Origin of the sequence: Nocardia sp. NPDC050175, assembly GCF_044459885.1 — a bacterium.
In the GTDB taxonomy this organism is placed as follows: Bacteria; Actinomycetota; Actinomycetes; order Mycobacteriales; family Mycobacteriaceae; genus Nocardia.
Genome location: NZ_JBITJI010000020.1, coordinates 82,749 through 103,481, shown reverse-complemented (window position 1 = coordinate 103,481; position 20,733 = coordinate 82,749). Strand labels below are relative to the sequence as shown.

At 64.6% G+C, this 20,733-nt stretch carries 21 protein-coding genes and 2 pseudogenes; 14 read left to right on the top strand and 9 right to left on the bottom strand.

From position 1 onward, the window contains the following. Nucleotides 1-11 precede the first annotated feature (11 nt). Entirely contained in the window at nt 12-875 is an 864-nt protein-coding gene (locus tag ACIBK2_RS42775; protein WP_396976451.1) for an RNA polymerase sigma factor, read from the top strand. 27 nt (nt 876-902) lie between these two features. Here ACIBK2_RS42775 and ACIBK2_RS42770 read toward each other — a convergent pair whose 3' ends face one another. Beyond that, nucleotides 903-2,048 (bottom strand): TDT family transporter, encoded by a 1,146-nt coding sequence (locus ACIBK2_RS42770; RefSeq protein WP_396976449.1) that lies wholly within the window; start codon nt 2,046-2,048, stop codon nt 903-905. 70 nt (nt 2,049-2,118) lie between these two features. On the opposite strand from ACIBK2_RS42770, the gene ACIBK2_RS42765 reads away from it, so the two are divergent. Beyond that, a complete protein-coding gene (locus ACIBK2_RS42765; RefSeq protein ID WP_396976447.1) occupies nt 2,119-3,030 on the top strand; it encodes a LysR family transcriptional regulator in 912 nt (303 codons plus the stop codon). 3 nt (nt 3,031-3,033) lie between these two features. Here ACIBK2_RS42765 and ACIBK2_RS42760 read toward each other — a convergent pair whose 3' ends face one another. Then, entirely contained in the window at nt 3,034-3,699 is a 666-nt protein-coding gene (locus tag ACIBK2_RS42760; protein ID WP_396976445.1) for a phosphate signaling complex PhoU family protein, read from the bottom strand. Nucleotides 3,700-3,840: 141 nt separating this feature from the next. Between ACIBK2_RS42760 and ACIBK2_RS42755 the strand changes: the two genes are divergently transcribed. Beyond that, nucleotides 3,841-4,644 (top strand): transglutaminase family protein, encoded by an 804-nt coding sequence (locus ACIBK2_RS42755; protein ID WP_396976443.1) that lies wholly within the window; start codon nt 3,841-3,843, stop codon nt 4,642-4,644. A 6-nt stretch (nt 4,645-4,650) separates the two neighbouring features. Here the strand turns inward: ACIBK2_RS42755 and ACIBK2_RS42750 are convergent, their stop codons facing one another. Further along, the gene (locus tag ACIBK2_RS42750; protein WP_396976441.1) at nt 4,651-5,811 is read right to left on the bottom strand and encodes an FG-GAP repeat domain-containing protein; all 1,161 of its coding nucleotides are present in this window, start codon (nt 5,809-5,811) and stop codon (nt 4,651-4,653) included. Between the two features lie 215 nt (nt 5,812-6,026). On the opposite strand from ACIBK2_RS42750, the gene ACIBK2_RS42745 reads away from it, so the two are divergent. Further along, nucleotides 6,027-6,422: a nitroreductase/quinone reductase family protein gene (locus tag ACIBK2_RS42745; protein ID WP_396976438.1), complete on the top strand. Its 396-nt coding sequence runs from the start codon at nt 6,027-6,029 to the stop codon at nt 6,420-6,422. Nucleotides 6,423-6,429: 7 nt separating this feature from the next. Here the strand turns inward: ACIBK2_RS42745 and ACIBK2_RS42740 are convergent, their stop codons facing one another. Beyond that, complete coding sequence (locus ACIBK2_RS42740) at nt 6,430-7,422, bottom strand: DUF4189 domain-containing protein (protein ID WP_396976436.1); 993 nt, start codon at nt 7,420-7,422, stop codon at nt 6,430-6,432. 163 nt (nt 7,423-7,585) lie between these two features. Here ACIBK2_RS42740 and ACIBK2_RS42735 point away from each other — a divergent pair, with 163 nt between their 5' ends. Together ACIBK2_RS42735 and ACIBK2_RS42730 are read left to right on the top strand one after the other, a co-directional pair. Then, nucleotides 7,586-7,990 carry a PPOX class F420-dependent oxidoreductase gene (locus tag ACIBK2_RS42735; RefSeq protein WP_396976434.1) on the top strand — a complete coding sequence of 135 codons (405 nt, stop codon included), beginning with the start codon at nt 7,586-7,588 and terminating at the stop codon, nt 7,988-7,990. Nucleotides 7,991-8,065: 75 nt separating this feature from the next. Continuing rightward, a pseudogene (locus tag ACIBK2_RS42730) lies at nt 8,066-8,299 on the top strand (ionic transporter y4hA); the annotation flags it as partial. Between the two features lie 154 nt (nt 8,300-8,453). Here the strand turns inward: ACIBK2_RS42730 and ACIBK2_RS42725 are convergent. Continuing rightward, nucleotides 8,454-8,645 carry a DUF397 domain-containing protein gene (locus ACIBK2_RS42725; protein ID WP_396976432.1) on the bottom strand — a complete coding sequence of 64 codons (192 nt, stop codon included), beginning with the start codon at nt 8,643-8,645 and terminating at the stop codon, nt 8,454-8,456. Beyond that, nucleotides 8,638-9,444: a Scr1 family TA system antitoxin-like transcriptional regulator gene (locus ACIBK2_RS42720; RefSeq protein ID WP_396976430.1), complete on the bottom strand. Its 807-nt coding sequence runs from the start codon at nt 9,442-9,444 to the stop codon at nt 8,638-8,640. The genes ACIBK2_RS42725 and ACIBK2_RS42720 overlap by 8 nt, the downstream gene beginning before the upstream one ends. Nucleotides 9,445-10,081: 637 nt before the next feature. Between ACIBK2_RS42720 and ACIBK2_RS42715 the strand changes: the two genes are divergently transcribed. The 4 genes from ACIBK2_RS42715 to ACIBK2_RS42700 all read left to right on the top strand — a co-directional run bounded on the left by ACIBK2_RS42715 (nt 10,082) and on the right by ACIBK2_RS42700 (nt 12,517). After that, nucleotides 10,082-10,330: a hypothetical protein gene (locus ACIBK2_RS42715; RefSeq protein WP_396976428.1), complete on the top strand. Its 249-nt coding sequence runs from the start codon at nt 10,082-10,084 to the stop codon at nt 10,328-10,330. Nucleotides 10,331-10,335: 5 nt separating this feature from the next. Beyond that, on the top strand, nt 10,336-10,557 hold the full coding sequence (locus ACIBK2_RS42710) for a hypothetical protein (RefSeq protein ID WP_396976426.1): 222 nt from the start codon (nt 10,336-10,338) through the stop codon (nt 10,555-10,557). A gap of 247 nt (nt 10,558-10,804) precedes the next feature. Continuing rightward, nucleotides 10,805-11,335 (top strand): hypothetical protein, encoded by a 531-nt coding sequence (locus ACIBK2_RS42705; RefSeq protein ID WP_396976424.1) that lies wholly within the window; start codon nt 10,805-10,807, stop codon nt 11,333-11,335. A gap of 33 nt (nt 11,336-11,368) precedes the next feature. Beyond that, nucleotides 11,369-12,517: a hypothetical protein gene (locus ACIBK2_RS42700; protein WP_396976422.1), complete on the top strand. Its 1,149-nt coding sequence runs from the start codon at nt 11,369-11,371 to the stop codon at nt 12,515-12,517. Nucleotides 12,518-13,317: 800 nt separating this feature from the next. Here ACIBK2_RS42700 and ACIBK2_RS42695 read toward each other — a convergent pair. Beyond that, nucleotides 13,318-13,638: a hypothetical protein gene (locus ACIBK2_RS42695; RefSeq protein ID WP_396976420.1), complete on the bottom strand. Its 321-nt coding sequence runs from the start codon at nt 13,636-13,638 to the stop codon at nt 13,318-13,320. A gap of 478 nt (nt 13,639-14,116) precedes the next feature. Continuing rightward, the gene (locus ACIBK2_RS42690; RefSeq protein WP_396976418.1) at nt 14,117-14,680 is read right to left on the bottom strand and encodes a recombinase family protein; all 564 of its coding nucleotides are present in this window, start codon (nt 14,678-14,680) and stop codon (nt 14,117-14,119) included. Nucleotides 14,681-15,462: 782 nt separating this feature from the next. On the opposite strand from ACIBK2_RS42690, the gene ACIBK2_RS42685 reads away from it, so the two are divergent. The 3 genes from ACIBK2_RS42685 (at nt 15,463) to ACIBK2_RS42675 (ending at nt 17,941) form a co-directional block, all read left to right on the top strand. Continuing rightward, the gene (locus tag ACIBK2_RS42685; RefSeq protein WP_396976416.1) at nt 15,463-15,651 is read left to right on the top strand and encodes a DNA-binding protein; all 189 of its coding nucleotides are present in this window, start codon (nt 15,463-15,465) and stop codon (nt 15,649-15,651) included. Next, nucleotides 15,648-15,809 (top strand): hypothetical protein, encoded by a 162-nt coding sequence (locus ACIBK2_RS42680; protein ID WP_396976414.1) that lies wholly within the window; start codon nt 15,648-15,650, stop codon nt 15,807-15,809. The genes ACIBK2_RS42685 and ACIBK2_RS42680 overlap by 4 nt, the downstream gene beginning before the upstream one ends. A gap of 92 nt (nt 15,810-15,901) precedes the next feature. Continuing rightward, nucleotides 15,902-17,941: an AAA family ATPase gene (locus ACIBK2_RS42675; RefSeq protein WP_396976412.1), complete on the top strand. Its 2,040-nt coding sequence runs from the start codon at nt 15,902-15,904 to the stop codon at nt 17,939-17,941. A gap of 71 nt (nt 17,942-18,012) precedes the next feature. Here the strand turns inward: ACIBK2_RS42675 and ACIBK2_RS42670 are convergent, their stop codons facing one another. Further along, nucleotides 18,013-19,434 carry a recombinase family protein gene (locus ACIBK2_RS42670; RefSeq protein WP_396976410.1) on the bottom strand — a complete coding sequence of 474 codons (1,422 nt, stop codon included), beginning with the start codon at nt 19,432-19,434 and terminating at the stop codon, nt 18,013-18,015. A 27-nt stretch (nt 19,435-19,461) separates the two neighbouring features. On the opposite strand from ACIBK2_RS42670, the pseudogene ACIBK2_RS42665 reads away from it, so the two are divergent. Beyond that, a pseudogene (locus ACIBK2_RS42665) lies at nt 19,462-20,328 on the top strand (calcium:proton antiporter); the annotation flags it as partial. Nucleotides 20,329-20,733: the final 405 nt, after the last annotated feature.

The following is a 20,733-nucleotide window of genomic DNA, read 5'->3' as shown; positions in this document are numbered from 1 at the left end:
AAGATGGCTGAATGAGCACGGAGGCGCAAGAGGGCGAGCTGGTCAGGGCCGAGGAGCGGGAGCTGGTCGGGCGCGCCGTCGCGGGGGATCGCGACGCGATCGCGGATGTGGTGCGCCTGCTGCAGGATCCGGTGTATCGGCTCGCGCTGCGGATGGTGTGGCGCCCCACCGAGGCCGAGGACGCGACCCAGGAGATCCTGCTGCGCGTGCTCGGCAATCTCGGCACCTGGCGGGCCGAAGCGAAGCTGCTGACCTGGGCGTATCGGATCGGCGTCAACTACTTGCTGAACCTGAAACGGCAGACGCCGCAGGAGGCGGCCCACCTGAGCCTGGACGCCTATCGCGACGGCTTGGCCGACGGGCTTGCGGAAGCGGACTACCGCGGCCCGGAAGCGACCCTGCTCACCGAGGAGGTCCGCCTCAACTGCAGCCAGGCCATGCTGCAGTGCCTGGCCCGCGACGAGCGAATCGCCTTCGTCCTCGGCGACGTCTTCGAACTCAACTCCACCGACGCCGCCTGGATCCTCGCCGTCACCCCGGCCGCCTACCGAAAACGGTTGGAGCGCGCCAAGAAACGCCTCGGCAACTTCCTTACCGCCACCTGCGGACTGGCCAACCCCGAGGCGTTCTGCCGCTGCTCACGCCGGGTGGACAAGGCCGTTGCACTGGGCCGCGTCGACCCACGCAAGCCGAACTTCGCCCGCCATCCGATCACTCCGGGCGGCCGCACCGTCGTCCAGGCCGAGCAGCAGATGGTCCGGCTACACGACGCCGCGGCCGTCCTGCGAGCCCACCCGGATTACGCCGCGCCGCAAGCGAAGATGGACGCGATCGCGGGGCTCTTGCACTCCGGCCGCTTCCCGATGCTGGACTGAGACTGCCGGAAAGCCTTCGGCTACAGGTCAACTGGTGACCGGCCGGAGGAGATCGCCGCTCAGTACGCCACGAGCGGTTCGGATGGCGACTACCGACCAGGCAGCGATCAACAACACATACAAGGCGATCGCGCTGGCGGCGAAAAGATTTGCACCGGTGTGGGTGTAAAGGACGGTGCTGCCGGTGACGCAGGTGCCGAGCGGGAAGGTAAAGCCCCACCAGGTCAGGGTGAAGGTCAATTCGCCTGCGCGGGCGGTCTTTACGGTGAGGGCGAGGGCCAGTGCCAGCCACAGCATGGCGAAGCCCCAGGTGGCGATGCCGAAGATGACCGAGAAGACCAGGAAGCCCTTGGCGTAGAGGTCGGGCAGGGCGGCGGGTGCGGCGTTCGCGAGTAGGCCTGCGGCGGTGACGGATTGGCCGAGCGGGCCGAGCACGATCCACAGGGTGGGCACCATGCCGGCCTGGGGTGTGCCGTGATGCACCAGGCGCGACCAGATCATGGTGATGGTGACCAGGGCGGCGAGCAGGCTCAGGCCGAACATGGCGACGCAGAGCAGGATCATGGTCAAGCGCAGCTGACCAGCCGGGGTATGCGGGACGAGCAGTGCGCCCATCGCGGCCGAAACCATCGGCGGCACAACGGGCATCAGCCAGCCACCGAAGGCGGCGTCGGCGGCGACGCGGTGCCTGGTGAACATCCGGTAGGGGATGGCGAAGGCGGTGAGCAGGCCGAGCACGGTGCCGACGGTCCACAGCACCCAGTCGATCGCTACTGCGGCGGGCATCCCGATCACGTCGGAGCCGAGTAGCAGGGTGCCGCCGCCGACGGTCAGCAAGGCCATCGGCGGTGCGCCGAAGAACTGCGACATCACCGGGTGATTGCGGTGGTCGCGGGCGGTATCGGGGAAACGCACCCAGTGCGCGATCCACGCGACGGTCAATGTCACCAGCAATGCGGCGGCCAGCGCCCACACCACGGTCGCGGCACCGCGCAGCCCGGGGAACTGCAGCGGCAGGGTGGCCGCCGCGGTGGCGACGATGCCGGTGCCCATCACCGCGGCGAACCAGTTCGGGCCGAGTTGGCGCAGCGAGCCGCGTCGGCGGCGGTCGGCACGAAGCTCGCCGACCAGACGCCGCTGCGCTGCGGGGCGGAAGGTCACTGTGGCGGTCATGGCTCCAGCGTCGCCGGATGCGGCGGCGTCAGGTAGCCGCCGTGTTCCTATGTATGCATAGACTCGTTCTATGCCCTTGTCGCCCCGTGTCCCGGACCTGGCCGCGCTCGACCTGCTGCTTTCGGTGATCGAGCTGGGCAGCCTCGGTCGCGCGGCGGCGGCGCACGGCATCAGCCAGCCCTCCGCGTCCTCCCGCATGCGCTACCTGGAGAAGCTCGTCGGCATGCCCGTGCTGGAGCGCACCACCCTCGGCTCCCGGCCGACGCCCGCCGGTTCGCTGATCGCGGAGTGGGCTCGCGGCGTGGTCCGCGCGGCCGAACAACTCGACGCCGGAATCGACACCTTGCGGGCCGAGCGCGCCTCACACCTGCGCGTCGCGGCCAGCCAGACGATCGCCGAATACCTCTTCCCCGCCTGGCTGATGAAGCTGCGGGCCACCGCGCCGGGCACCGCCATCGCCCTGGAATCCGGCAACTCCGTCGAGGTCGCCAAGGAGGTCCTCGACAACAAGGCAGACATCGGTTTCATCGAGAGTCCACAGAATTTCCCCGGCCTCGAGTCGCACGTCGTCGCGCACGACCGCCTCGTGGTCGTCGTGGCGCCGACGCACCGCTGGGCACGCCGCGGCACGGTCACCCTGGCCGAGCTCGCCGAAACCGCGCTGATTCAACGGGAAACCGGCTCGGGCACCCGAAACTGGTTCGAGCACGCGGTTTCTCGTCAGCTGCCTGCCTGGAAACCCGAGGTTGCCCTAGAGCTGTCCTCCACCACCGCCATCAAGACCGCCGCCGCGTCCGACGCCGGTCCCGCGGTACTGAGTTCCCTTGCGGTAGCGGCCGAAATCGCCGCGGGCACCCTGGTATCCCCGCAGGTCACCGACCTCGAAATGAACCGCACCCTGCGCGCCGTGTGGCCGACGGGCCAGCGACTGACCGGCCCCGCCCGCGACCTCTACGCGATCGCCCGCGCCACCGACCGATAGGGCTCACGCACTGTCGGCGGGCTGCGCGGTGGGCGGAACTCCGGTGTCCAGGAAGCGGATCAGGCGATCGATGCGCGCAGTGTGGTCGACGCAGCGTTCGAAGTGGTTGGCGAGCAGCGCGATGGTGATGGCATCGGCGGTCGGCTGCGGCGACGCGGGGGCGGCGAGGGCCGAATGTAGTTGCTTGTGCAGGAGTTCCATCGCGTGCAGGCCGGGATCGTGTTCGGCGGGCGGCTCCTGGTGACCGGTGGCGACGGCTTCACCGCTGAGCGCGGTCCTGGTCGCGGCGAGCCTTCCCATTTCGGCGAGAATCTCGAGAATCGCTTGCGGCGCAACATGTCCCGGATGACTCTGATACACCTGATCGGCGACCTGACTGACCAGCCCGCCGATCCGCGACAACTCGGTCGCGATCTGGATGGCGGTGACCACGTGCCGCAGATCGCGGGCGACCGGCGCCTGCAACGCGAGCAGCACCACCGTCCGTGCCTCGCATGCGCCATACATCTTCTGTAGCTGCTCGTCGAGGGCGAACACCTCATAGGTAGCGGTGAGATCGGCGCCGACGAGTGCCTCGGTCGCCCGCTCGGCCGCGTCGTGGGTGAGCCGGCACATCAGCGTCAAATCATTGGTCAACGCGACGAGCTCGCGAGTGAACTGGGTGCGCACGCGCAAATTCTCGCCCATATCCAGGCGGCCGGGCACATTAATCCCCGCTTGAACATGAATTGACAGTGCAGATGATGCGAAGTCGGCACTATGTGGTCGAAAATGGGAAGGGCACTTGACCGCGGCTGACAGGATTGTGGTGTGAAGCGCGATGTCTCAGTCCATCTGGAGGTGGCGATCACCGCGCCGACCACGCTCGAATTCCAGATCGCCGTCGCGCGGCAGACAAATCTGGACCTGAACGAGTCGCTGGTGTTCGAACTCGACGGCTGGGCCATCGCGCCGTGGGAGATCCTCGGCCCGCACGGCACCCGTATCCACAAATTCTCTGTCGGCCCAGGCACTTTGCGCGCGCACTACACCGCGACCGTGCTCGGTACCGCGCTACCGGAGCCGAGCTCCGACTACGACCGCGCGCTGTATCTGCGGCCGAGCCGCTTCGCCGAGTCGGACAAGCTGCTCGGCTTCGCCGCCACCGAATTCGGTTCCGGCACACCGGATGCCCAGCTCGCGGTCGAGGTGTCGCGGTGGGTCGGGCGCCGGATCCGCTACGTCGCGGGCAGCAGCGACCCCATCGACGGTGCGGTGGAGACACTGCTGTCCGGCGCCGGGGTGTGCCGCGACTTCGCGCATCTGGTCGTGGCCCTGCTGCGCGCGGTGAAGGTGCCCGCGCGGGTGGTGTCGGTGTACGCGCCGGGCTGTTCGCCGATGGACTTCCACGCGGTCGCCGAGGCCTACATCGACGGCGCCTGGCGGGCCCTCGACGCCACCGGACTGGCCCCGCGTTCGACGCTGGTCCGGATCGCCACCGGCCGGGACGCCTCCGATGTCGCGTTCCTGGACAACCACGGCGGCGAGATCATCGTGAACAGCCTGCAGATCACCGCCCTGGTCGACGGCTACCTGCCGTTCGACGACAACGTCACCCCGACGTCGATCTGCTGATCACCTTCAGGAGATGTTCTTCAAGAACGACACCGCATTAGCGCTGCCCGCCACCACCACGTCGAGCTTGCCGTCACCGTCGAAGTCGGCGATGGCGGGCGTCTGCGGCTGCGAGGTGACGCCGAAATCGCCGGTCTTGCTGACGGTCGCGCCGTTGCCGGTGAAGATCACGATCCGGGAGTTCAGTACCGCCGACATCGCGGCGTCCAGCTTGCCGTCTTTGTTGAAGTCGGCCGCCGCGATGCTGGTCGGGCCGAGGCCGGACACGTTCACCCGGTCGGTCTTCTTGAAGCCGCCGTTCCCGTCGGACAGCAGCAGCGTGGTGCTGAAGGAGAACGAGTCGGCGGTGATCACGTCGTCGATGCCGTCGCCGTCGAAGTCGCCCGCGCGCACGTCCTCGGTGATCAGGCCGGACGTGCTCGCGCCGCGCCGGGTGAAGCTGCCGTCCCCGTTGCCGGTGAAGACGTGCACCTGCTGCAGCGCGTCGTTGTTCACCGCGATATCGATCTTGTTGTCCGAGTTGAACTTTCCGACGGTGAACGCGGCGGCGACACCGGGGATCAGGCTGGTCGGCCCGGCATCCAGGGTGCCGTCGCCCTTGCCGAGCCAGGTCTGCACGCCCGCGGGTGCCAGGCTGAGTACGTCGGCCTTGCCGTCGCCGTTGGCGTCGGCGACGATCACTTCCTGTTGCGCGCCTTCGAGAGTCGTGTATTTCTTGGCCGGGCGGAAGCTGCCGTCGCCGTTGTTCACGAACGTCGCGATCGTCGTCCACGCCTGCGCGACGACATCGGGCTTGCCGTCGCCGTTCAGGTCGCCGACGCCGACCGCGCCGAAGCCGATGCCGACATCGCCCACCCTGGAGCCGGTGTTGAATCGGCCATCGCCCTTGCCGGTCATCAGAATCGGCCCCGCCCCTTGGAAATCGGCCGCCACGACATCGGCCTTGCCGTCGCCGTTGAAGTCGGCGGTGACGGTGCCGATCGGGGACGGGCCCGGCCCCCAGGACGGAAACTGGCCGCCCGACGGCGAATCCACCTTCGGCGCGAAAGAGATCGCCCCCGCGGCGTGCGCGGGGGCGGGAGCGATCAGGCCGGTGCCGATCAGGGACAGTGCCGCGGTGGCCGCGGCGAGAACTAGGCCGCGCGAATGCAGAGATGAAGCGTCCATGAATTGTCCTGGTGTGCGGAGAGTTATTACAGGGCACGGACTTTATGACCTACATCACATAGAAGCGATGGTAATCCCGCCAATTCGTCGGATTGCCCACCGGGCCGGTAATCCGGTGTGGCATTGCGCCAAAAGCACTTTCGTCACTGTGTCGCACATTCGCGCACGCCGCGCGGCACTGTGCCCATATCGCGCCCCGGTGCTACCGTCGCGGCATGCCGAGCAAGCGCGATCTTCAGCATCGAGTGGTGACGACGCTGCAGCGTCGCGTCGTCAATCCGTTGCAGCGCAAGCTGCCCGCCCAGCAACTGCTGGAAACCGTCGGCCGGGTGAGCGGGCAACCGCGCATCACCCCGATCGGCGGCCGCAAGGTCGACAACGCCTTCTGGCTGGTCTCCGAGTTCGGCGACCGCTCCCAGTACATCCGAAACATCAAGGCGAACAACCGTGTTCGCGTGCGACTGCACGGTAACTGGTACACCGGCACCGCGCAGCTGCTGCCCGAGGACGACGCGCGCGCCCGGCTGCGTGCGCTGCCGCGCGGCAATAGCGCGGTGGTTCAGCTGGTCGGCACCGACCTGCTCACCGTCCGGATCGACCTGGACAACTAACTGCCAGTTAGTCCTTGGCGCACTTCGACCAGAACTCGAAGGGGCCCGGGACATTCCAGTCGCCCTGCGCCCTGGCCACCGCCTTGTCCTGTGCCTCGCTGATGGTGGTACCCCAGGCGGAGGCCCAGCCGCCGCCCCGGCCGAAGGCGAACGCGACACAGGCGTCCTTCGACCAGATGGGTTCCTGGCAGGAGGCGCCGCACGCGGCCTGCGCCTGCCCGACCGCGGCGTCCTGGCCGAGTGAGCTTCTGGCCCAATGCACTTCGTTGGTCTTGTCGTTGTAGGCGGCCGCGATCCACACGATCGCGGCGGCTTTCGTCGTCGGCGCCGTAGTCGGCGGTGCGGTGGTCAGCGGGGGCAGCTTGGCGCTCGGCCGGGTGGTCGGCGCGTCGGAGGTGCTGGGGGAGACGGTGAAGCTGGTGGTGGTGTCGCCCGCGTCGATCCGGTTGTGCTTGACCGTGCTCTTCCACACCTTCAGCCCGATGATCCCGGCGATCACGACCACGGTGAGCAGGATCGAACCGATTACGGCGAGCACCTTTCCGCCGCCACCCGAGCCGGATCCGTTGGGTCCGTGCTGCGGTGGGTATCCCTGGCCGGGCGGCCCCGGCGGGAAACCGCCCTGCTGCGGCGGATACTGCTGCGGCGCTTGCTGATACGGCATCTGCTGGTACTGCGGCGCTTGCTGATACTGCGGATTCGGCGCGTACGGCTGCGGTGGCGGAGTGTAGGGCTGGCCCTGCTGGTAGGCCGGATCCGGTTGGCTCAGCGGGTTCAGCAGCGTCGGATCCGATGGGGGCACGTAGCCCGGGCCGGGTTGGCTCAGGGGATTGAGCAGCGTCGGATCCGACGGCGGCACATAGGCCGGACCCTGCTGACCCATCGGATTGAGCAGCGTCGGATCCGTGCGTTGGGGAGCCTGCTGACCGCCTTCCGGCGCGTCCGGTCGCGCGTATGGATCGTAAGGCTGCCCGGGGTATTGGCCGGGTGGGTATGACATGCGCCCCCGCTGCTGTTCGTCTCGATCAAGGCCGAGCCAGGCTATCGGCTCCACGTCCAGTTATCTGCCCCCGTCAGTGGGGGCACCGGTCGTTGCGCCGGAAACCGCCGCGCGACGCGTAGTTTCGTACCTGCGGACAGCGCACATATCGACTGGAGGGTGTATGACGATCGAAATTCCCGAGAAGGTGCGGGACCTGCTGGTGCGACCCATCTACGCGAGCCTCGGCACTACCAGGCCGGACGGGGCGCCGCAGGTGAACCCGATGTGGTTCCAGTGGGACGGCGAGTTCATCTGGTTCACCCACACCAACTTCCGGCAGAAGTTCAAGAACCTCGCGCACGAGCCGCGCGTCTCGATCTCGATCTATGACCCGGACAACCCGTACCGGTACATCGAGGTCCGCGGTGTCGTCGACCACATCGATGACGACCCGGCGGGCGAGCTCTACTCCAGCCTGTCCGAGCGCTACGGCAACGGTCCGATGGTGCCGCCGGACGCGAAGGACCGGGTGGCGATCGCGATCCGGCCCACCGGCCTCACCGGGTACGCGCTACACCGCGACTGACCGCAAAACCGGGCAAATCGCCCTGCGGCACCGCTCTGACCAGTATGCGGAGGGTTAGCTGCAACGATGGATCTCATGATCCGTGTGTTGACCGACCGCTGGACCGTGTTCGTTCCTATCCTCGCCGCCCTCGCGCTGGCCGCCACTTGGGGGCGCAGCCTGTCCGGGGTGGCGGTCGTCGTGGTGGCCGCGGCCTTGATCGGCGCGGTGCTCGCGGCGGTCTATCACGCGGAGGTGGTCGCGCACCGGGTCGGCGAACCGTTCGGGTCGCTGGTGCTCGCGGTCGCGGTGACCGTCATCGAGGTCTCCAACTGACCGGTACAACGTTATTAAAACCCCTGTTCAGGGCATGGAGAAGCCCGGTCGACTGATCGAACCGTCGTACCGGGCTTCGTCATGTTGACGGACGATCGAACTCGCCGTCCACCACTCCAGGTGAAGGGGGACCACTCACCCGAGCGCTCTAGGCCAAGTCATCGAACTCGCCGGACTTGCAGCCCTTCAACCAGGCAGAGAACTCGTCGCGGGTGAACGCGACGGTTCCGGCATCACGCGCGTTCGAGTTGCGGACGAAAACCGTGTCCGGGGCTCCGGCGACTTCCACGCACGTCCCGTTGTCGGTGAAGCTCGACACTCGCCATTCGAGGTTATCCATGGTTCCTGCTCTCCCATTCCTCAGCTAGCCCAAGTACGAAACGGCGGGATTCGGTAGGGCTCAGTGCGACCTTAGCCGCGTGATCGAACGCCGCCGCGAAGTAGCCCACTTCGTCTGCATCCGTGATGAACGTACCGCCACGGTAGCTCTCGATGTGCACCCGTGGGTTGCCCCATGGATGGGACATCAGGGAGAAGCCTCCGAGTCTGCGCGCCTCGTACTGCCCTACCTCAAACGTCGTCACTCGCACCGTGACGTTGGGCAGCTCTGCCAGTTCCGCCAACGTACGTAGCTGCTCAGCCATAACCGCCGGGGCACCGACTCGGAGTCGTAGCGCAGGTTCCGGCTGAATCACGTCGAGTACCAAGTCACCGGATCGAACTCGCTTCTGGCGGTGTAGCCGTTGATCTACGGCCTGTTGCACGTAAGTGTCGGACACCCCGCTTATACCGACGCGGCTGACCAACGCTTCGACGTAGGACGGAACCTGTAGGAGTCCGTACACCGCGCGCGGTTCGTGTGTGCGAATCGAGGTTGCCGACTGCTCCATACCGAGATACGTCGATAGCCATTCGGGCATTTCGCCGGTCACGGACGGAACGCTGCTCAGCATTGCTGAGAGTTCGTCCATCGTGATGCCCAGGGCCTCCGCATATTTGGGGCGTTGCGCCGGGTGCGGTGTTCCCTCGTTACGCTCCCAGCGCCCTAGCGTCGTTCGATCCACCTCGACTTCTTCGGCAATCTGCTCTTGCGTCTTGCCTGTTGCCTTGCGAGCGTCGATGAGGCGTTCTCTGCGCATAAGTGCATCGTAGGTACGTCTTGCGCGCCGTGGTTCATTTCGCTAATGCCCCGGACCATTGCCTTATGGCCCCCACGCTGAGCGAGTGTCAGTCTGCGGCGACAGGGGTCGGGCGCACCATAACCGCCGACGCGAGCAGGGGACTGAAATACGATGGAGCACATATCTTTTGGGGATACACCAGTCTCTCGATGCGTCTACTACCGGTTGGTGTGCGGCCTGCCCGCCAACATCGATCCGCCTGGTTCCGGGCGTCTGACGTTTTCTGCCGGGAGTACGGCTGCGCTGACCATGCCGGGACCGTTGGGGATCGTGCTGCGGAACTATATGCAGCGCCACCAGATAGCGCTCGGTCCGATCGTGGCGCACGTCGGCTCTAACCGGTGGTCGTTTTTGGTCCGGCCCGATGTGCCCGATGACGACACCGGGTTGTTCAAAGACTTGTTCCGGCTCAACGTGATGATCGTTCGCGACGGTGCTATCGCGTTACCGTCGCCGACTGCGGCCCCTGGAGGCGGTAGCAGGCGGTGGATAGAACCACCGCGCAACACGTTTCGGCCCTCGGGCAATGTGGTGGTCGTAGCGATACGCGGGTGTACCGGGATCAATCGCGATTCGCGATCGTTGGCGGTGCATCGTGGCTGACAACACCGCAGGTCAGACAGTGTTGCTGTCCCAATGCAGTGCGGCGGTTTTTCGTGCGGCCACGGTCACGCTGATGGCGGTGTCGTGCCCATCGCGTGAGTGTGGGGTGACGGTGCCGGTAGTCGACGGGATGATCGCCGCGCACCTGGGTATGGCGGGTGAATGCTCGCTGGTCGGTGTGCGGGTGATAGATGACCGCGTGGCGGCTGTTCTGGCTGGCGAGTCCGGCAGTGATCGGTAACCGCGATGACTGCCGAGCAGCGCTCTCCCCATCCTGAGGAGCCGGATCTACACCTACGCGTCACGCTGCGCGGCGAACGGCTCGACTTCGCCGCCTGCCTTACCTCGGCGCTGTTCTTCCTCGAGGAGCAGCGCCAGCGGCATTTCATGGATGACGTCGACGTGATCCCCGGAGCTACAACGGGTTTACGGCGGTTGCCGGGCGAGCGTCTGTACGACGGACCATGAACCAGAACGAGAGCGAGTACGACCAAGCGCTCACGGAATGGCGTCACGCCGTTGGAGCATGGAACTGGGCCGGAGAGCCCCAAGACGGGCCGGTCATAGACCGGCTCAACGCTGCACGTGAACGGTTCACCAGCGCGCAGCGCCCCGAGGATACGAGCGAGGAAGACCGAACTCTGTCGTGACCAGCTTGTATGTTGACCATGCACGCGGGACACTGTCCTGTTCTGACCTAACACGAGGGGTGCTCATGGGCGACTTCCGGCCGTACACAAAGGCAGAGCTTGAGCAGATAGAGCGGGATCAGCATGATCCGCAGTGGTTGGCATGGCTGGACTCGGAGAAGATGAACGCGCAGATCGACGCGTTCCTGAACGAGACCGTTCCGGATATGCCGGACAACCCTTGGACGGCTGAGGGTTTAGACCGGGTTGAGCGCGACATGCTTGAACGTTTTTCGGATATGGATGATGTCGACCGAGCAGAGAACTGGGTCGTAGCAGATCAATTCAGTCGATTCATTGGTGAAGTATTCCGCCGGAATTTTGAAGGGCGCTGGTTCAACGCTCCGAGCATGGGCGGTGCTCGTTATCCGGATTTCGGACCGGTGATCCGGCATGAATGGGTTGATGCCTATCTGGACGTTGGAAATCTGATTACGGCAACCGTGCACAGGAAATGGGGAGACAACCTGTCCACGATCTTCGCCAATAGTTCGGAGAGCTATCGGGAATGGGTAAGCGCCGGACGGCCAACTTTGACCGAACAACTTAAGAGCTGATCACCTAAGCTTCACCGGGCTCAGGGGGAGCCGATGGGTTATGAATGGAACGACAGGCTAGAAGCGGACTACACCCGATATGTCGACGGGAAATGGTTCCAAGGGCTTAACGCCAGGGACCGCCAGGGCTACCTCAGAGCTAGAGAGCAGTGGAAACGCTCCCGCGACGTGGGCAACCGGTTTCGCGATGGCATGGCCCTAATACGTGGTCAGACCCCCGAACGTGGGTACGAGAAAGAAGTCCGCCACGTCACACCCTCCGGCCCCAGAGTGCACGACGTTGCAAACGTGAGGATGCAAGAGGGGAACGAGTACAAAGCAGGCAGGGTCGACAAAGAGAAGGCGTTACCCCAGCTCCAAAAAGAAGAACACTTACTCAAGCAGGGTTACCAAATAAATTGGACAGTAGTTCAAGGCGCTAGGGTTGACCGTGAGGTACTCGACAGATTCCAGGAGTTAAATAAGAAGTGGGGCCGCCAGTTCGATGTCCAGGAGGTCACCCGCGAACAGCGGCGTCTAGCGCTCACGATCGGTAAACATGTCGAAAAGCAGCGCCAGGCCAAGGAGAAAGAAGCCCGAGCCCAGGAGAGGGCCGAGAAAGAGCGGCAGCGCAAGGCGCAGCAGCAAGCCGTCGAGCGGGCGAAAGTGCGTGCCGAGCAAAACCGCAAAATGCAGCAGTTTCGCGAAGCCGCCGCACGCGGGCGGGTGGACGCTCCTGAACGTGTCGAGCGGGAACGCAAAACGCTCGACGTGCTCAAGCAGGTAGCGCGGGAACGCGCAGCATCGGAATCCGAACGAGACAGGGTCGCAAGGGAATCCGCCGAACGAGTACTGAAGGAATTCCCGTTCCCAGTGCCTAGCCAGTCCAATGAGCGGGAAACCGTCGAGATTGGGGAACGACCTACCCCAGAGCTTGTCAACGCTGCCAGCGTGGAACGTGAAGCCACGAAAGAACGCGAGCGCGCAGACGCACGGTTGGCGGAGCTGAACGCGGCGCGAGACGCTGCGATCAAGGAACGCCAAGATCGCGCGACGGAGGTGGAACGGCTCGCCTGGCTAGGGCAGGCAATTCACCCGCAAGGGGCAGTACTGACGCCGCCAGGCCACGCGCCGGGGGTTGAGCGCGGCGGTACAGGGCAAGGACCGGACCGCTCGCGCGGCATAACTCGTGATGGCCGTTAGCTACTCGCTGCCCATGCCTGGGGTAGGTGCCCCCGCCCCGGTATCGGTGGATGCGTCCCGTATAGCAGGAGCGCGCCCGTACGGGTTTTCGGGCTGTCGAATCGGAGTGTGCACGCTGAAAAGTTCGCCCGTGTAAAAAATTCCTGACTACCCCTGTCGAGTCAGGGGACCGGGGGTTCCGATTTTTCGGTGCTTCGCACCTACCCCCCGGTGCGGATCTCCGGTGCGGGGAGCGAGGGACCGTTCTCTCCAGCCCTCTCCCAGAAAGTCGGATTTACCAAAACGCTTTTACCCACCAGGCCGGAACTCCGGAATCCGTACAGCTTGGCGCGCCCTATGCCAACCGCCATGCGTAGACCGGGCGGGGAGGGGGTCGAGCCCCCAGTCGGCTCACTGCGATGTGTGGTCCCACTGGGAATCGTCTCGCAGTTGGCTCATGGCGTTTGACCTGGTCACGATCAGTTGGTCCAGTTGGCTCAGTCGGCTCATGCATACGGGTGTCGGTCGGGCCGACTGTCCGTGCGGTTGTGCTGCGGTGGCACCGAGGATGGGGGTGCGAGTCGCTGATCCGGTCCGGCCGGACCACGGTGTGGTGGCATTCGTCGTCCTCGCTCAGCTTCGCCGACATGGGGGTGTTCGGGTCTCATCGTTCGCCATTTTCTGCCGAACACGAGATCGATGGGGGTACCGGTAGGCCCCTCCTACCAGGGCGTGGCCCACTCCTCAGCCATATGGGGCAATATCTGCGCAGCCGGGGGGAGGGGGGTCCGAGATGACCGCTGGCCTGCCCTCCTGCGAGATCAGTCGGGATCGGTCGCAGCGTGAAAATGGTCGGCGATCTCGCGTGCTCGGCGGGCAGAAGCGCGGGCGTGCTCGGCGAGTCGGCGCGCGGTGGCTTCTCTGGTACGGCCGAGAGACGCGATCTCGTCGTACAGGCGGGCTGCATCGTCCTCGGTTGCGGCGAGCCGGTGGGCTGCATCGATCAGACTCTGTTGCAACGCCGCCGACCGCGCTGCGATCGAGACCCAGCCATGGTCATCGGCCCGTTGTTGCCCCGCTTCGAAACGCTGCCTGCCACCACTAGCAGGCGCTTCCCGGTGGAACTGCTCATCGGTCGCCACACTCCCAGGATGCCCCAGCCAGCACCGATCGAGGAACCGCAGCCAGGGGGAGAGGGGTTGGAGGCGACCATTGGCCTGCTCTCTGGCATGCGGGCCGGTATCCCCCCGAGATGGATCGAGCGGTGCGGTCCCGCTTGCCTTCGTTCAGTTATCTCGGGTGCATCGATCTGAACTGCGCTGATGCCGGAGCCGGCGAGGAGAGAGCTATCGATCTGCTACCCGCACTCAGGTATCGGGCCGGTGTCGCATGTCGGTGGAACGAATTGTGATCTTCAGCAGTGCACCAGATTGGTGCAACTTCGGGGTGAGGAGCGCCGGAACCATTCCGTGGGGTCGGCGAGTCCTTCCCCGGTGGTATCGACGCCGGGGAGGTTCGGCCGATGCCACAGATGTGTTCACGACCGTACAAATAGACCTGACACTAGGTGTAGACCTTGAACCCGCAACCGAATTGCTTGCGGGTAGTTGGGGTTTCGGCTCAGACCGATTTAGCGGTGGAGAGGTAGCGATACACGGTGGCGCGTGAGCATCCGAGCATTTTCGCGATGTCGGGCACGGGAACGTCCTTCGCCTTTAACGCGCGAGCCTTGGCGGCGTCGGCGTCATCGACTTTGCGGGGGCGACCGCCCTTGCGTCCGTTGGCTGCTGCGGCGGCGAGTCCGGCGCGGGTGCGTTCGATCATGGTGTCTCGTTCGAGTTGGGCGAACGCGGCCATGATCGTGAGCATGGCTTTGCCCATCGGTCCGTCGGTGTGCAATCCCTCGGTCAGACTGCGGAACCCAATTCCGCGGTGGGTCAGTTCCTCGATGAGCTGGAGTACGTGAACGGTGTTGCGGCCCAACCGGTCGAGCTTCCACACGGTCAGTACGTCGCCCTTGCGGAGGTGATCGAGGCAGGCGTCGAGTTCGGGGCGTTCGGTCTTGGTGCCGGATACGCCGTGGTCGGTGAAGATCCGTTGTGCGCCTGCGGTGTTGAGTGCGTCGAGTTGTAGTTGTGGGTCTTGGTCGGTGGTGCTCACTCGTGCGTACCCGATGACTGCCATTGCCCCGCCTGTCTCATAATCCCGTCGATTTACCGGTTTTGAGACTATGGGTTTTGAGACAGGGTTGCAAGACAGTGCAGGCGGGCAAAACCCCAGGACGGCAACGGGTCTCGGGTCGAGGGTGTCTCGTCTCGTATAACGAACGTTTTCGAGACAGGGGATAAACGCGACGCAGAGGCATGTTCGGGTGCCGGGAGCGGGAGCGCTGTCGTCTGTTTCGTCAGGGGGTTGCCGAAAATCTGGCATGGTTTGCGCACCGGACCGGCCGACACGTGTGCGGGACAAAAGGGAGGGACGCATGAACGCGGGACATCAACCGTTCGCGGCGGTGCGACACAAGGTTTCTCGTGTGATGTCGAGCACGGGCATTCGGCCGGTTTCGGTCGGGTTTGAGGCATCTCGAGGAATCTCGAGGCATCTCGAAACCTGTCCAGACATAGCGAAATGCCATACGGCTACTACAACTCCGCACAGGCTATTTCGCGGGGGTAATACTAGGGCCAACGACAAGGGCGACGCGGACGGTCATCGCAGCTAGAGACCGGGCGGGGACCCCTCCCCCTGGGGGGGCGAGCCGGTAGCGCACCACTCGGTTGTTCGGAGTCCATACGGGTTCCAAGGGGTTTTGATGTCTCGGTTGTGAGCGGGCTCATGCCTGTTCGCGTCGGAAACATCTGGCATTTCATTCGTCCTGCCCAAGAATTGGGGGCAGGCAAGCGCGGGAGAAGGACATGCGGTTGCCGAACGGTAGTGACCCACAACTGAATAAGGAGCAGTACACGATGGGTATTCGTCTTACGACGGGGCAGGCGGGCAAGCGGGTTGGGCGCACCGCGCAGACCATCCGGACATGGATTCACGGCGGGCTGCTGCGGGGGTATCGGGTCGGGCCACGCAATTTCATGGTCGACCAAGACGAACTCGACGCCTTGGTGGTGCAACTGCACGGCACGCCAGAGGCTGCGGCGTGAGCGACATGCGGGCGCACATCAAGACCCTGGTCGACAAGGCTCCGCCGTTCACCGCAGGGCAGCGCGAACGGATTACCGCGCTGCTGCGGACCGGACAGCAGGCGATGACGACATCGGAAGCCGCCGAGCCTGAACAGGTCTGGCAGATCGCCGCATGAGCGGCCCAGAGCAAAAAGAAATCCCGGTCGGTGTTGACGCACCGACCGGGACGAACGAACATCCCCCTACCAGGAAGGACATTCCGAAAACCGTGTCCCACCCTACCAGCAGCACCGCTTACGACCGGGTCCTCGAAGCGTTCACCAGCCACGGCCTCGCTGTCGAGGTGAAGTCCGGGCGCGCGTACGCGCAGGCACCGGGGCACAGCGCGGCCGACCGGTCGGTGGTCATCACTGCCACATCCGGGCAGGTGCTCATCTACTCCCACAGTGACCCCACCGCCGATGTCCTGGACGCGGTCGGCCTCACCTCCGCCGACTTGTTCGACAACCCCAAAACCGGCATCACCTACACCTATGCCGATGGCCGACAGGTGCACCGCAGTCCGGAAAAGAAGTTCCGGCAGTCTGGTAACACCAAGGGGCGCAGCCTGTTTCGTGCCGAGAAGCTGACAGGCGCACCCGACGCGTTGGTGTTCGTGGTCGAGGGCGAAAAGGATGTCCTGGCACTGGAAGCTGTCGGACAGCTGGCGGTGTGCTCGGCAGGCGGCGCGGGCAAGGCGCACCTGTTCGACTGGACACCGCTGCAAGGGCGCACGGTGGTCGTGGTGGCCGACAAGGACGAGGCTGGGGCCAAGCACGCCGCTGGGGTCGTGGACCAGCTCAGCGGGATCGCCGAGTCGGTATCCGTGGTGGTGGCTCGCGCTGGCAAGGATGCGGCCGACCACATCGCTGCCGGACATACTGTCGATGAATTCGATTCTGTCGCTACGGATTTCGATTCCGAACCGGCAGGTGGTCGGCGGTTGAAAGTGGTTCGTGGCAGCGAGGTCAAGACCAAACGCCTGGAATGGGTTATCCCCGAGTGGGCTCCCGCTGGCGCGTTGACGTTGCTGGCCGGGCGCGAAGGTCTGGGCAAGTCGACCATCGCCGCTTCGTTCTGCGCCCACATCACCAACGGCACCTTGGAAGGTGCCCTGCACGGGCAGCCTCGTAATGTCATCTACATCCACACCGAAGATGCTCGCGAGTTCACTGTCGCGCCACGCTTGCGGGCTGCCGGGGCGGACATGGACCGGGTGCTGTTCATTGACGTACACACCGACACCACCGAATCCGGAACCCTGGTCCTTCCCTTCGATACCTCAGCACTCGAACGAGTCATCGCCGCACACGATGTGGCGTTCGTGGTGCTCGACGCCGCGACGTCGGCCATGGATTCCCGTCTTCGGGGCAACGACAACAACGACGTGCGCGCCTACCTCGAACCCCTGGGCCAACTCGCGGCCCGGCAGGGCTGTGTCGTGCTCGGGCTCGTGCACTTCGGCAAGCGTGACGGTGCCGACACCGGAAAGCTCATCCTCGGATCGCTGGCATGGTCGCAAGTGGCGCGTTCGGTGCTCTCTGTCGCTCTCGATGCCGAGTCCGGGAACCTGGTCGTGTCCAACACCAAGGGCAACTTGGCTGGGGGTATGCGCACGATGGAGGCAACGATCGAATCGGCCACCCTGGCAACCGAAGACGGCGAAACCAGCGTCGGGGTGCTGCGCTGGCTCGGTGAATCCAACCACGACGTGCGCGATCTCCTGGCTGCCGAGGACGCCACCTCGGAGGACCGTAGCGAAGCTGAGATGTGGCTGGCCGACTACCTCACCGAACACGGCCGGGTCGCTTCCTCGGAGGTGAAGACCAACGCGAGGAAGATCGGCATCTCCGAATCCACACTCAAACGCGCCGCCAAGAAGATCGGCGTCCACAGCGAACCCGTGGGCTTCCCCCGCCTGACCTACTGGGCACTGCCCGCCCAGTCGGCTCACTGCGCCACGGTCATCTCACCTATGCGTGAGCCGACTGGGCCGACTGAGCCGACTGGGTCCGACCAGGACAAACGTTGTGAGCCAACTGAGCCGCAATCGCAGTCGGCTCACCCGAGCGAGCATGAGCCCACTGCGACCCGACTGTGCAACATCTGCGGTAAACCCAAGCAGGGCAACGGACTCGCGCATGTCGATTGCGTTCTCCGGCAGCAAAACCAGTCCATCGACAACCACGGATATCAGCCACAAACCCCCGGAGCGCAAGTCGCGCACTGGATCGGCAGCGGCCGACCCGTCACGCCGGACGCCGCGTAACCCGCCACCCACAACGAAGCCCCGTCCAACTCGCCAAACGGCAAGAAGGGCGGGGCTTCTCGCGTATCGAGCTAAGCCGCGCTCGGGTCCTTCCAAACGATCCTGATGAATCGGTGGTCGAAGTACTTACCGCCGATCTTGCGACCACGAGACGCAGGAAGGATCGTTACCGTCATCAGGGCATCAACGATCTTGCCCCGCACGTCGGGACTGCACGCGTTCCAGGCCGCCTTCATGTCGTCACCAGCCAAGATCAGGTTTGCGAGAACGGATTGTTCACGTGCCCGCGCTATTTCTGCCCTGACATCGGCAAGTTCTTGCCTCTTCTCGGCCGTGCCGCTCTTGAACTGCGGCCCTGTGATTTCGTCAGCGTTGAACATCGTCATGAGGTCATCCAGTCGAGCCTCGACGGCTGCCTCCCGCTTCTTCAAAGCCTCGACGTTCACCTGCATGTCACTACCGAGCACGATCTTTGCATCTGGTCGCGAAAGGCGTTCGAGGACAACGCTTTCCACGTACTCATCTACTGGCTCGACAAGTCGCGACAGGTGGGAAGACCGACTACACCGGTACGCCGGAAGTGATTCCTTCCCTCTCTGCGCACCGGTAGTCAGCATTCGCGCGCCGCACCCTTCCTTGCCGCAGAAGTACACATTCGATCCCGTCCAGCGTCGTTCGTAAGTCACTCCGCTGGCTCGCGCCGGATCACGCAACAGTGACTCCAAGGCTGTGAGGGTGTCACGATCGAAGATCGGTTCCCAGCTTGCTTCACCGAGAATCTTGCCCTCATGTTCGATCATCCCCGCATTGCGCTTGCGCAGCATGACATTACGGACTTGACCGCTCTTGAACTCGAGGCCGCCGCGTGATGTCCGGAAACCTGCCTCGTTCCATTCCCGCGTTACCTGCCGGAGCGATGTCCCACGCAGCAGCTGGGCCGCGCCTTCTCTTACCGCATTCGCCTCCGACTCACGCAACGTAACTCCATCGGATTCGTAGCCGAACGGTCTTGGCCCACCCCGATACCGCCCGTCGACGGCCGCCTGCCGCTTGGCTGACTTCATGCGCTCGATACCGCGCGCTACCTCATGCTGAGCAATCGCGCCCTGCACCCGCGCCATCATCTGACCGGTAGCCGTGGACAGGTCGAGAATGCCCGCCTTGACTGTGTGAACGGTGACGTTGCGACGCTCGCACAGTTCGATGAACGACTCCAGTTCCGGCGTCCTACGTACGAGCCGGTCCGTGTGCCACACGAGCACGCGGTCCGCTACTCCTTCCTCCAACGCCGAGCACATCTCGTTAAAACCCTTGCGTGGCTTGCGGAGCGCGTAGGCGGAGGTGTCGTTGTCGTCGTACACCTTCACCACGGTCCAGCCCAGTTCTGCGGCCAGCTTGGCGCAGTCGGCCCGCTGACGTTCGACTCCCAGCCCCGCGCCCTCTTTGTCCTTGGAGATGCGGACATAGATGAACGCCTTTTCGTCTACCTGCATGTTTAAAACAGTAACAGATCATGGTATGAGGTGGCGCTGATCGTCACGCTGATGATCTCCGGCGGTGACAAGGCGGCGTCGCTGGCTCGCGACACCGTCTTCGCCGCGGTGATGATCACCTGCAACGGCATCTTCGGCCTCTCCCTGCTGGTCGGCGCGCTGCGCAGGCGGGTGGCGGTGTTCAACGCCGAGGGCACCGGCGCGGCGCTGGCCACGGTCGCGACGCTGGCCACGCTCAGCCTGGTGCTGCCGACCTTCACCACCAGCCAGTCGGGCCCGGAGTTCTCCGCCGGGCAGCTGGCCTTCGCCGCGGTCGCCTCGCTCGCGCTGTACGGGCTGTTCGTGATGGTCCAGACGGTGCGTCATCCGGACGACTTCCTGCCCGTCGAGGGCGACGGCGTGGTCACCGACGACGACGAGCACAGCACGTCGCCCACCGCGAAAGCCGCAATGCTCAGCCTGGCGATGCTGTTCGTCGCGCTGGTCTGTGTGGTCGGGCTGGCCAAGGTGGTCTCGCCGTCCATCGAGTCGGCCGTCGCCGATGCCGGGCTGCCGCCGTCTGCGGTCGGCGTGGTGATCGCGTTGCTGGTGCTGCTGCCGGAGACCCTCGCTGCGGTCCGCGCCGCGCGTCGTGATCAGGTGCAGATCAGCCTCAATCTCGCGCTCGGCTCGGCCATGGCGAGCATCGGCCTGACCATCCCGGCGATCGCGGTGGCCACCATTTGGCTGGACGGTCCGCTGGAACTCGGGCTCGGCGCCACCCAGATGGTGTTGCTCGCGCTCACGATCGTGGTCGGCGTGCTGACGGTCGTGCCCGGCCGGGCGACGCTTTTACAGGGCGGGGTGCATTTGGCGCTTTTCTCCGCTTTTGTGTTCCTCGCGGCCAGTCCTTAGCGGAGCGTGACTCAGCTCACGGATAAGAAACCGAATTCGTCAACGAGTGACCGGCGTCACTCATATTCGGTGTGCTGACTGTTGTCCCGGTGTGCACCCGCTCGTTGCGATATTGCGTCTACCTTGTCCTTTTTGTTGATTCGGTCCACGCCGTAATCGCACCGAGATCTTGCTCAGAGTTAACCGGATTACGTGACGCGCATCATATTGCTTAGCAAAATGCGCTGATAACTTGTTGCAGAACGGCGAGCTACTTCCATTCGGATGCTTTGACCAGCTATTTCGGCTAGTCAGCGGCGATCACAGAGGAGGTGATGATCACACCGTGATCAGCTTTACTGTGACCGATCGTCACCGATAGCTTCTTGTTGGCAGTGACGCCCATCATGGAGAGAGCAATTGTGA